This is a genomic window from Nonomuraea sp. NPDC049709 (genome assembly GCF_040674815.1).
GTDB lineage: Bacteria > Actinomycetota > Actinomycetes > Streptosporangiales > Streptosporangiaceae > Nonomuraea.
This window is the reverse complement of record NZ_JBFANM010000162.1, coordinates 1-11,253: the sequence shown is the minus strand read 5'-3', so window position 1 is coordinate 11,253 and position 11,253 is coordinate 1. Positions and strand designations below refer to the sequence as shown.

The following is an 11,253-nucleotide window of genomic DNA, read 5'->3' as shown; positions in this document are numbered from 1 at the left end:
CCGCCAGGAGGTCAGCGCGCCGCCGATCCGGTCGCGCAGCATGCGCGCGTCGCCGGTGAAGAAGTCGATCAGGCTTTCTCCGCAGCAACCACCACGCGGTCCTGCTGACCAGGCATCCGGATGGGCGCCCGCAGATGTCCCCGGTCACGGTAGGAGTCCAGGACGGCCACGTGGTCATCAGCACCAGGGAAACGGCGATCAAGGTCCGTAACCTGCGCCGCGATCCGCAGGTGTCGCTGTGCGTCTTCACCGACCGGTTCTTCGGCGAGTGGATCCAGGTGGACGGCACGGCGGAGGTCGTCTCCCTGCCGGAGGCCATGGAGCACCTGGTCACCTACTACCGCGACATCTCGGGCGAACACCCCGACTGGGAGGACTACCGCGCCGCCATGGTCCGCGACCGGCGCGTGATCGTGCGGGTCACCCCGACGCGAGTGGGGCCGGAGCACCACGGCTGAGGCCGGGCGCCCGGTTGGGCGGGCGCCCGACCACCGTGCGTACGGTCAGCTCAAGGCATACGGCCGGCTAGGGGCGTACGGTCAGCTCAGCCGCTCGATGACCATCGCCATGCCCTGCCCGCCGCCCACGCACATCGTCTCCAGCCCGATGTTCTTGTCGTGGTGCTGCAGGCTGTTGATCAGCGTCGAGGTGATCCGGGCCCCCGTCATCCCGAACGGGTGCCCGACGGCGATCGCCCCGCCGTTGACGTTGAGCCGGTCGAGGTCGATCCCGAGCTCGCGGTAGGAGGGGATCACCTGGGCCGCGAACGCCTCGTTGATCTCCACCAGGTCGATGTCGTCGATCGCCATCCCGGCCCTGGACAGCGCCTGCTTCGACGCCTCCACCGGCCCGAGCCCCATGATCTCCGGCGACAGGCCGGAGACGCCGGTGGACACGATCCTGGCCAGCGGCGTGATGCCCAGCTCGGCCGCCTTGACGTCGCTCATCACGACGACCGCCGCGGCGCCGTCGTTCAGCGGGCAGCAGTTGCCGGCCGTGACGGTCCCGTCGGGGCGGAAGACGGGGGCCAGCGAGGAGACCTTCTCGTACGTCGTCCCCGCCCGCGGCCCGTCGTCCTTGCTGACCACGGTGCCGTCCGGCAGGGTCACGGGCGTGATGTCCTTCTGCCAGAACCCGTCGGCCAGCGCCTTCTCGGCCAGGTTCTGCGACCGGACGCCGAACTCGTCCTGCTCCTGGCGGGAGACCCCCTTGATCTGGGCGACGTTCTCGGCCGTCTGGCCCATGGCCACGTAGACGTCGGGGATCTCGCCGTCCTGGCGCGGGTCGTGCCAGGTGCGCCCGCCCTCGGCGAACGACTTCGTCCGGCCCAGCGCGTCGAGGAAGATCGGGTTGTGGGTGTCGGGCAGCGAGTCGGAGTTGCCCTTGGTGAAGCGGGAGACGGTCTCCACGCCGGCCGAGACGAACACGTCGCCCTCGCCCGCCTTGATCGCGTGGAAGGCCATCCTGGTGGTCTGCAGCGACGAGGAGCAGTAGCGGGTCACCGTGGTGCCCGGCACGTCGTCGAGCCCCAGCATCACCGCCACCACCCGGGCCATGTTGAAGCCCTGCTCGCCGCCGGGAAGCCCGCAGCCGAGCATGATGTCCTCGATCGAGGACGGGTCGAGCTGGGGCACCTTGGCCAGCGCCGCCTGGATCATCTGCACGGTCAGGTCGTCGGGCCTGATGTCCTTGAGCGAGCCCTTGAAGGCTCGTCCGATCGGGGAACGCGCGGTTGCGACGATGACTGCCTCGGGCATGGCCCCTCCTTTGTCGGCGCTAATAGTAGAACTATATTCCAGTTCTTCGCGCAAGGCCCGCCGACCCCTGCCCTATCCGTACATACCTGGCGCCGTCGTCGTGTGGTCGTTCACGGCGTGGATGGCGCCCTTCTCGTCCCGCCACAGCCGCCAGCCGTCCTGGCTGCCGGTGAACCAGGGCGGCGGGGCCATGGCCGGGGAGACCCGCTTGCCGGTGCCGAGGTCGTATTCGCAGATGGCGGCCGTGGAGTAGAAGCCCGGCGCCTGCCCGCGCAGCGGCAGCGGCTTGGGGTCGGTGACGCAGAAGGACCAGCCGCGCTCCTCCTCCACCGGCACGGCCTGGCCGGAGACGAGGTCGAACGCCGTGCCCTTGGCGTTGTGCTTGAGGAAGCCCAGCTTGTCCATCCGGTCGGGGAAGGCCAGCCACCAGCCGGAGCCCGGCACCTCGGCGGCGGTGATCTGGCCGACCACGCGTCCGGTGCCCGAGTCGAGCCGGGCGAAGCCGCCGTAGGAGCCATGGCGGTCGACCGGGCGTACGACCGGGGCGTAGCCGGGGTTGCCGCTCGGATAGACGCGTACGACCGAGGGCCGCATCCAGTTGATCGTCCCGTCGGCGATCTTCACGGAGAACAGCCCGAACGTGGAGACCTTCTTGGTCCGCGGGTTCGTGTAGGGGGCGACGTAGCCGACCAGGTCGTCGCCCGACGAGCCGAACGCCCACCCGCCCGACATGTCGATGCCCGGCCCGAGCGCCTGCTCGATCGGCTGCTGCCACTGGAGCTTGCCGGTCTTGAGCTCGTACGACTCCACCATGGGGTTGGCGGCCAGCCTGAGCAGCAGGACCCGGTTCTGGTCGGCCCACTCCACCTCGGAGATCCCGGGCAGCTTCCACAGCTGCTTCCCGGTCGCCGGATCGAGCACCACCATGCGCGCCTTGGCCAGCGCGGTGTGCTCGGACAGGCACACGTACGGCCCGCAGCGCTGCGGGCCGAACGTCGAGTGCACCGGCCTCGTCCACTTCTGCACCCCGGAGTGGGCGTCGCGGACGACGAGGGAGGCGTTCCAGGAGCCCTTCCTGCCCGGGTCGAGCGCGGCGACCACGCTCTGCCCCCCGGTCGCCTGCACGATGGCGGGGGCGGAGACACCCATGCCGGGCAGGCGGCCGGCCATCGTGGCCGGGTAGGCCCACAGCCGCTTGCCGTCGCGCAGGTTGACGGCGACGGTCTCGAGCGTGCCGTCGGGCTTCAAGGAGGTGGTGGCGACGACCCCGCCGGCCACCGCCATCCGGCTGACGGCGTTGACTTGGGTGTTGTGCCAGGTCGGGAAGTTCGAGGTGGCCGCATCGCTGCCGGAGCAGGCGGTGGCGGCGAGGGTTCCGGCGAGAGCGATGGACGGTTTCCAGAGGGGCCGGAGCACGGGCAATTCACTCCAAAGGGGACGAGGAGTGACGGCTTCGACCCGGAGGGTAACCGGCTGGGGGCGCGGTCTCGCCGAGCCGTCGGGGGTCATCGGAATGACCGTCAGGCGTCGTTGACGGGCTCGCCGAGCCTCCGGCGGAACAACGTCGCCCACTTCCCGTGCAGGCCCGTCGCCCGTCCGTCGACCCGGGTCGCGGTGACCTCGGTGCCGGACTCCTCCGCGGCCGTAGCCGCCGCGAGGTAGATCGGTTGCAGTGCTTCGCCGCGTGCGGGACGCGGCTCAGGCCACAGCCCCAACGCAGCGCACACCGAAGGTAGCACCGCGTAAGCGGCCTGCGCGTAACCTCGGTCAGATGGATGGAAACGATCCGGTCCGAACATTTCTGTCGGATTTGTAGCGAACTCTGGGCCCAGGACGTCGGCGAACGCCACCGTACGGCCGCCCGCGTCCACCACCGCAACCGTCTGCGCCGCGGCGAGCTGGCGGCTCCATCGCCGCGTCACCCAGCGCAGCGGCTGCGCGATGGGCCGCACGGTGCCCAGATCGGGACAGGTGCCCACGACCACCTCGACCCCCGCGTCGCGCAGCCGGCGCACGGCCTTGGCCAGATGCCGCACGGCGATCGCGGGCGGCGTCTGGGTGATGATGTCGTTCGCCCCGACGAAGATGACCGCCAGGTCGGGCTCCATGGCCAGCGCCACGTCCACCTGCTGCGCCAGGTCGGCGGAGGGGGCGCCGGACTTGCCCGCGACCAGCAGCCGCACCTTGCGCTCCGCGACGGCGGCCAGGCCGTTGGCGAGCAGCACGCCGGGCGTGTGGGCCGGATCGGTCATGCCCAGGCCGACGGAGGTGGAGTCGCCGAGCATGGCCATCTTGAGCGGCTCGCCGGGGAAGTCGCCGTACACGCCGTCGGAGGGCGGCCCGTCCAAGCCGTGCGGGCGTCCGATGACCTTGCGCGCGAGCAACCCTTCCGCGATCAGCAGTCCGTACGCCGTGGCTCCCAGGGCAGTCAGCCCGCCACCACCGAGCGCCGCTGCCGTAGCTATCTTCCGTGCCGCCCGCGCCATGCCAGCTGCCCAGACCACGTAGGTGCCCTCCCTAGTCGAACTCGGCGGTAGCGTTTGCTTGAAAACTAGCCGAGGGCCTGCCACCCCCACTGGATCTCGGCCATTGGCAAGCTGATCAAGCTTTGGCAAAGAAGGTGAACACCTCGGTGCGCGTTTACGATTCCCTGGTCGACCTGATGGGGAACACTCCGCTGGTCCGGCTGCACAAAGTCAATGCGGGAGTCCCCGCCCAGGTGCTCGCCAAGGTCGAGTACTTCAACCCGGGAGGCTCGGTCAAGGACCGCATCGCGGTCCGCATGATCGAGGCCGCCGAGAAGTCGGGCGCGCTGCGTCCCGGTGGCGTGATCGTGGAGCCGACCTCCGGCAACACCGGTGTGGGGCTGGCCATCGTGGCCCAGCAGAAGGGATACCGGTGCCTGTTCGTGGTGCCGGACAAGGTGGCCCAGGACAAGATCGCGGTGCTGCGGGCGTACGGCGCCGAGGTCGTCGTCTGCCCGACCGCCGTCTCGCCCGACCACCCCGACTCCTACTACTCGGTCTCCGACCGGCTGGCGCGCGAGGTGCCCAACGCCTGGAAGCCCGACCAATACTCCAACCCCAACAACCCCGACTCCCACTACCACTCGACCGGCCCGGAGGTGTGGGAGCACACCGACGGCAGGGTGACGCACTTCGTCGCGGGCATCGGCACCGGGGGCACGATCAGCGGCGCCGGGCGCTACCTGAAGGAGGTCTCCGGCGGGCGGGTGAAGATCATCGGGGCCGACCCCGAGGGCTCGGTCTACTCCGGCGGGTCCGGGCGCCCCTACCTGGTGGAGGGCGTGGGCGAGGACATCTGGCCGGTCACGTACGACACGCAGATCTGCGACGAGATCATCGCGGTGTCCGACAAGGAGTCCTTCAACATGACCCGCCGGCTCGCCCGCGAGGAGGGGCTGCTGGTCGGCGGCTCCTGCGGCATGGCCGTGGTCGCGGCGCTGCGGGTGGCGGCCACGGCGGCGCCCGACGACGTGGTGGTCGTGCTGCTGCCGGACGGCGGCCGTGGCTACCTGTCGAAGATCTTCAACGACGACTGGATGGCCGACTACGGGTTCCTGACCACCTCCTCCGACGAGGGGCTGGTCGGTGACGTGCTGGCGCGCAAGAGGCCGGGGCTGCCGGAGTTCGTGCACGCGCACCCCCACGAGTCGGTCAGCACGGCCATCGCGATCATGCGCGAATACTCGGTGTCCCAGCTCCCGGTGATGAAGGAGGAGCCGCCGGTCATGGCGGCCGAGGTGGTCGGCTCCATCGTCGAGCGCGATCTCCTCGAAGCCCTCTACCACGGCAGGCTCTCCTCCGACGACCCGATCGCCGATCACATGTCGGCGCCGCTACCCACGATCGGCAGTGGTGAACCTGTGGCGCGTGCGGTGGAAGCGCTGGAGAAGGCCGATGCGGCGGTTGTGCTGGAAGACGGCAAGCCCTCCGGGCTGATCACCCGGCAGGACCTGCTCGCCTTCCTGGCCAACCACTAGGGCTTTCTGATCGACTCGATCACGGTGCCGAGGCCCTCGCCGCCGCGGCCCTCGGCGTCGGCGCGCTCGAACAGCCGCTGCAGCGCCTTCGGCACCGTGGTCTCCACCCCGGCCTCCTCCAGCGCCTCCACGGCGTGGGCGAGGCCGACGGCCTGCATGTGCAGGGAGTTCAGCTCGCCCGGATAGACCCCCGCCTCGAACTCCTCGGCCAGGTGCCTGACGAAGCCCATCGTCCCGTCGCCGCCCAGCGAGGTGAACGACTCCTGCGCGAACGGCAGGAACTCCTTCGGCTCCACCCCGGCCGTGCGCAGCAGCGCCATCGCGTGCATGTAGCTGGTCAGGCTGGACCAGAAGATCAGCAGCTGCGCCTGGTAGTACAGCATCGCCAGCCCCTCGTCGGCCCCCACGTAGGTGACCTCGCTGAGCGCCTCCAGCGTCGCCTTGTGCCGGTCGAGGGCCTCCTTCGGGCCGCTGTAGAACGTGTACGCCCCCGGCTCCCCGATCCCCGGAGGCGGCACCATGATGCCCGCCGTGATCAGGATGCCCCCGCGCTCCGCCACCCGGCGGGCCGCCTCGCGCAGCTCGTTCGGGGTGCCCGAGCTGAGGTTGACCACCACCTTCCCGTCCAGCCCGGCGTCGCCGAGGCTGTCGTACATCGCCTGGTAGCTGATCTGGCTGAAGACCAGCAGCTCGCCGTCCGCAGCCGTCGCCGCCCGCCTGGCGCCCTTGGCCACCAGCGGGTCGGCCTTGCTCGCCGTACGGTTCCAGACCGCCACCTCGTGGCCCGCGGCCAGGAACGTCTCGGCCATCTTCGACCCCATCGGGCCGAGCCCCACAACTGTCACTTCGCTCATGCCCCCACCATCGGGCAGGCCGCTACGGAAACACTTCGGGTCCGCCACGGGTTGGGTATGACGTGGTGCGTTTCGGGGTGCTCGGGCCGTTGCGGGTCCGGTCGGACGACGGCTCGCCCCTTACCGTGGCCGAGGCCAAGGTGCGGGCGCTGCTGGCCGACCTGCTCGCGCACGGGGGCGGGCCGGTCTCGGCCGACCGGCTGATCGACGACCTGTGGGGTGCGCGGCCCACCCGCAACCCGCTGGGCACCCTCCAGGCCCGCGTCTCCCAGCTCCGCCGCTCGCTCGGCGACCCGGCCTCGGTCGTGCTCGGCCCGGCGGGATACCGGCTGGCGGACCACTCCTGCGACGCCGACCGCTTCCGCGCGCTCGTGGAGCGGCGCTCGGAGGACCCCGCCACGCGGGCGGCCGAGCTGGAGGAGGCCCTCGCGCTGTGGCGGGGGCCGGCCTACGCCGACTTCGCCGACGCGGACTTCGTCCGCGCCGAGGCCGCCCGCCTGGAGGAGACGCGCCTCGTGGCCCTGGAGGAACAGGCCGAGGTACGCCTGGAGCTGGGCGAACCCGTGGAGCTCGGCGCCCTGGTGGCCCGGCACCCGCTGCGCGAGCGGCTCGTGGCCGCCCACATGAGGGCGCTGTACCGGGGCGGGCGGCAGGGCGAGGCGCTGGCCGCGTACGGGGAGTTGCGGGAGCGGCTGCGGGAGGAGCTGGGGGTGGACCCGTCGCCCGAGCTGGTGGCGCTCCACCAGGCGATCCTGCGGCAGGACCCGGGCCTGTCGGCCCCGCCCCGCACGAATCTGCCCGCGCCTCTCACCGAGCTGGTCGGGCGGGAGGCGGAGCTGGCCGAGGTCCAGGAGCTGCTGGCCACGTCCCGGCTGGTGACGCTGACGGGGCCGGGCGGCGTCGGCAAGACGCGGCTCGCCCTATCCGTCGCGCGCGACGCCGCCGAGCCGGACGGGGTCTGGCTGGTCGAGCTGGCCGGGGCGGTCGATCCGGCCGAGGCGGTGGCCGCCGTGCTAGGGGTGCGCGACGACGCCGTCGCGCCGCTGCCGTCCAGGCTGGCCGGGGTGCTGGCGGGCAGGCGGGTGCTGCTGGTGCTCGACAACTGCGAGCACCTGGTGGGCGCGGCGGCCGAGCTGGTGTCGGGCCTGCTGCGGGCCGCTCCGGGGCTGCGCGTGCTGGCCACCAGCCAGGAGCCGCTGGGGGTGACGGGCGAGCACGTACGCGTGGTGCCGCCGCTGCCCGAGGCCGAGGCCGTACGGCTGTTCACGGCCCGGGCGAACGTCGAGGCGAGCCCGGCGGTGGCCACCATCTGCCGGCGGCTGGACGGCATCCCGCTGGCCCTGGAGCTGGCCGCCACGCGCGTGCGGGCGCTCGGCGTGCAGGAGCTGGCGGACCGGCTGGACGACCGGTTCCGGCTGCTCAACGCCGGGATGCGGGACGCCCCGGCCAGGCAGCGCACGCTCCGGGCGATGATCGACTGGAGCTGGGAGCTGCTGACCGGCGCCGAACGGGTGGTGCTGCGGCGGCTGGCCGTGCCCGCCGACGGGTGCACGCTGGAGGCCGCCGAGGTGATCTGTGCCGAGCCCGGCGTGGACGTGCTGGACACGCTGGCCCGGCTGGTGGATCGGTCGCTGGTGGTGCGCGTGGCGGGCCCTCGGTTCCGGCTGCTGGAGTCCGTGGGGGCGTACTGCGTGGAGCGGTTGCGGGAGGCGGGGGAGCACGACCTGATCCGGGAACGCCATGCTCGCTACTACACCGCGCTGGCCGAGCGGGCGGACCTGCGGGGGGCGGGCCAGCGGGAGTGGCTCTCGCGGCTCGACGCGGAGAGCGCCAACCTGCGTCTCGCGCTGGCCGGCACGGAGGCGTTGCGGCTGGTCAACGCGCTGGCCTGGTACTGGATTCTGCGCGGGCGGCTGCGGGAGGCACGGCGGGCCCTGTCGGCGGCGTTGGGCGGGGCCGCCGGCTTCCCTTCTGGGGCGGTCGCCGCGCGGGCGTCGGTCTGGCTGGCCGGGGTCGAGCTGCTGATCGGGGAGGCGGCCTCGCCCGTGCGGCGGGGGGAGCTCGACCGCGCCGGTGCTGCGCTGGCCGACTGGCTGCTGAGCCACGTGCGCTGGGCGTACGGGGACCGGCGGGCGCACGAGGCGGCGGCGAACCGGGCGCTGGCGGCGTACGAGGCGCTGGGGGACCGGTGGGGGGTCGCGGCGGCCCTGTGCCTGCGGGCCAAGCTCGCCGTCGGGCGCGGCGACCTGGCGGCTATGGAGCGCGACGGGGAGCGGGGGCTGGCGCTGTTCAGGGAGCTGGGTGACGCGTGGGGACAGATCGAGGCCATGGACGTGCTCGACCGGGCGGCCGAGATCCGGGGGGACTATTCGCGGGTGGCCCGGCTGCGGGAAGAAGGGCTGCGGCTGGCGGAGGAGCTGGGGTTCGAGGTGTCGTTCAAGCTGGCCGGGCTGGGGCGGATCGCGTTGCTGGCGGGGGACTACGCGGGGGCCGACGACTACCACGAGCGGGCCCGGGTGCTGGCGGTGGAGCAGTCGTACAAGTCGGCGGAGGAGAACGCCGTGCTGGGGCTGGCCATGAGCGCGCGGCGGAGGGGGCGGTACGCGGAGGCGGAGGCGTACCTGCTGCCCGTGCTGGACTGGCTGCGGCAGGTGCGGGGGACGCCCGGGATCGCGTTCATCATGGCCGAGCTGGGGTTCGCGGCCGAGCAGCGGGGCGACGCGGAGGCGGCGCTCGACCGGCATCGCGAGGGTTACGTGGCCGCGCGGGCCACCGGGGACCCGCGGGCGGTCGCGCTGGCCCTGGAGGGGCTGGCCGGGGCCCTGTCGCTCTCCGACGCGGAGGAGGCGGCGGGGTTGCTCGGGGCGGCGGCGGCCATCAGGCGGTCGGTGGGGGCGCCGCTGCCGGCGGGTGAGCGGCTGGACGCCGACCGGATCCTCGGGCGGCTGCGCGCCGCGCTCGGCGACGAGGCGCTCGGGCGGGCGCTGGCCTCGGGGGAACGGGCCCTGGCGTCAGGGGAACGAGCCCTGGTGTCAGAGGAACGGGCCCCTGTCGTACGGGAGCTCGGCTCAGGGGAGCGGGAATTCGGCGACCACTTCCCAGGCGCCCTCGGGGGACGGGCCCGCGTAGAGCCTGCCGCCCAGCGCCTCCACCCGCTCAGCCATCCCGACCAGCCCGAACCCGCCGCCGAGGCGGGACACCCGCGGGTCTGACCCGGACCCGAAGTTGCGGACGCGCAGCACCACGAACCGCTCGTGGCGTCGCAGGTCCGCCTCCACCCAGGCGGTGCGGGTGGCGTGCTTGCGCACGTTCGTCAGGGCCTCCTGGAGCACCCGGTGCAGGGTCGTCATAACCTCCGGCGGCAGCGTACGGTCGTCCAGCCCCGGCCCGATCTCGAACGCCACCTTGGGCCCGTCCGACGAGAAGCGGTCGGTCAGCATCCGCAGGTCGGCCAGCGTGATGCCCGGCTTGCGATTCGCGTCGTCCGCGGCGCGCAGCACCGTGACCATGCGCCGCATGGAGGTCAGCGCCTCCGACCCCGCCGTCGCGATCGCGTCCAGCGCGGGCGCCACCGCCTCCGGACGGGTCTCCGCGACCGTCCGCGCGGCCTGGGCCTGGACCACGATGCCCGTGATGTGGTGGGCGACCAGGTCGTGGAGCTCGCGGGCCAGCTCCAGGCGTTCGGCCCGGCGTACCGAGTGGACCGCCTCCGTGCGGCGCTCCTGCTGGAAGCGCAGGTAGCCGCCGACTCCGGCGGCCGTCGACCAGCCGGCGAACAGGATGAACGAGAACACCAGCCCCGCGTTCTGGTAGTCGCGCCCGCTCGCCTCCGACATCAGCACGATCAGCGCCACGCACGCCAGCACCGCCGCCCGGCGTACCGGCTCGACGTGCCGCAGCACCCCGATGAGCAGGATGAGCAGCGAGCCCGTCTCCGTCATGCCGGGCACGCCGTCGAGCCCGGTGCCCCCGATCGCCAGCGACGTGCCGAACGACAGGGCCAGCATGACGACGAAGCCCTCCAGCCGGTAGCGGCGCCGCAGCACCACGGCCGTCATGCCGGCCGCGCCGCAGACGGGCACCAGCCACTGGAAGGTCCCGACGTCGTAGGCGATCACAAGGTCGATCAGCAGCATCGTGCCCAGCCAGCCGAGTACCGCGATCTCGCTGAGCCGGCGGAGCCAGTACACGACGCGTTTCGAGTCCCCCACGCCCCGAGCCTAGGCCGGAAGTCGGACAAGTCGTATCAACCGTTCGGCCGAGGGGGCCCACCGGAGACCAGCCCTTCAGCGGAGGCGGCGGGCGGGGGGCTTCGCCGATGCTGGATATGTCGGAAGGGGACAGGGAAATGGTTGCCATCGGGTTCGTGCTGCTGGGTGTCGGACTGGTCGTCGGGGTGCTGCTCGCGCTCGCCGACCCCGTGCTGCTCTCCCGCATCAACGGGGAGCGCGCGGAGGGCGGTCGCGGACGGTTCATCAAGGCGGACGTCGTACGGCTCTCGCCCCGGTCAGGCGAGGACCGGCCCGAGCCCAAGGCGGCCTGACGACCCGGCTCGCGCGGGCATGGTGCGCGAGCCCGAACGGGGAGCCGTTGGGGACGGCGCCCCCGTGAGCGGCCCGCGATCCGGTGGGGACCGGAT

General features: G+C 72.4%; 7 protein-coding genes and 2 pseudogenes. 4 read left to right on the top strand and 5 right to left on the bottom strand.

Annotation, left to right across the window (positions count from 1 at the left end):
* Positions 1-74: 74 nt before the first annotated feature.
* Positions 75-458 (top strand): annotated as a pseudogene (locus AB0J69_RS60485) (PPOX class F420-dependent oxidoreductase); the annotation flags it as partial.
* Between the two features lie 81 nt (positions 459-539).
* On the opposite strand, the gene AB0J69_RS60480 reads toward AB0J69_RS60485, so the two are convergent.
* The 3 genes from AB0J69_RS60480 to AB0J69_RS60470 form a co-directional block, all read right to left on the bottom strand.
* Positions 540-1,757, bottom strand: a complete 1,218-nt coding sequence (locus AB0J69_RS60480; protein WP_364138121.1) for an acetyl-CoA C-acetyltransferase — start codon at positions 1,755-1,757, stop codon at positions 540-542.
* A gap of 72 nt (positions 1,758-1,829) precedes the next feature.
* Positions 1,830-3,173 carry a PQQ-binding-like beta-propeller repeat protein gene (locus AB0J69_RS60475; RefSeq protein ID WP_364138118.1) on the bottom strand — a complete coding sequence of 448 codons (1,344 nt, stop codon included), beginning with the start codon at positions 3,171-3,173 and terminating at the stop codon, positions 1,830-1,832.
* 104 nt (positions 3,174-3,277) lie between these two features.
* A complete protein-coding gene (locus AB0J69_RS60470; protein ID WP_364138115.1) occupies positions 3,278-4,261 on the bottom strand; it encodes an SGNH/GDSL hydrolase family protein in 984 nt (327 codons plus the stop codon).
* A gap of 128 nt (positions 4,262-4,389) precedes the next feature.
* Here AB0J69_RS60470 and AB0J69_RS60465 point away from each other — a divergent pair, with 128 nt between their 5' ends.
* Positions 4,390-5,760: a cystathionine beta-synthase gene (locus tag AB0J69_RS60465; protein WP_364138112.1), complete on the top strand. Its 1,371-nt coding sequence runs from the start codon at positions 4,390-4,392 to the stop codon at positions 5,758-5,760.
* Here AB0J69_RS60465 and AB0J69_RS60460 read toward each other — a convergent pair.
* On the bottom strand, positions 5,757-6,614 hold the full coding sequence (locus tag AB0J69_RS60460; protein WP_364138110.1) for an NAD(P)-binding domain-containing protein: 858 nt from the start codon (positions 6,612-6,614) through the stop codon (positions 5,757-5,759). The two genes, AB0J69_RS60465 and AB0J69_RS60460, sit on opposite strands and share 4 nt — an antisense overlap.
* Before the next feature lie 62 nt (positions 6,615-6,676).
* On the opposite strand from AB0J69_RS60460, the gene AB0J69_RS60455 reads away from it, so the two are divergent.
* Positions 6,677-9,826 carry a BTAD domain-containing putative transcriptional regulator gene (locus tag AB0J69_RS60455; protein WP_364138107.1) on the top strand — a complete coding sequence of 1,050 codons (3,150 nt, stop codon included), beginning with the start codon at positions 6,677-6,679 and terminating at the stop codon, positions 9,824-9,826.
* On the opposite strand, the pseudogene AB0J69_RS60450 reads toward AB0J69_RS60455, so the two are convergent.
* A pseudogene (locus tag AB0J69_RS60450) lies at positions 9,749-10,450 on the bottom strand (histidine kinase); the annotation flags it as partial. The gene AB0J69_RS60455 and the pseudogene AB0J69_RS60450 sit on opposite strands and share 78 nt — an antisense overlap.
* A gap of 512 nt (positions 10,451-10,962) precedes the next feature.
* Here AB0J69_RS60450 and AB0J69_RS60445 point away from each other — a divergent pair.
* Positions 10,963-11,157 carry a hypothetical protein gene (locus tag AB0J69_RS60445; RefSeq protein WP_364138104.1) on the top strand — a complete coding sequence of 65 codons (195 nt, stop codon included), beginning with the start codon at positions 10,963-10,965 and terminating at the stop codon, positions 11,155-11,157.
* Positions 11,158-11,253 lie beyond the last annotated feature (96 nt).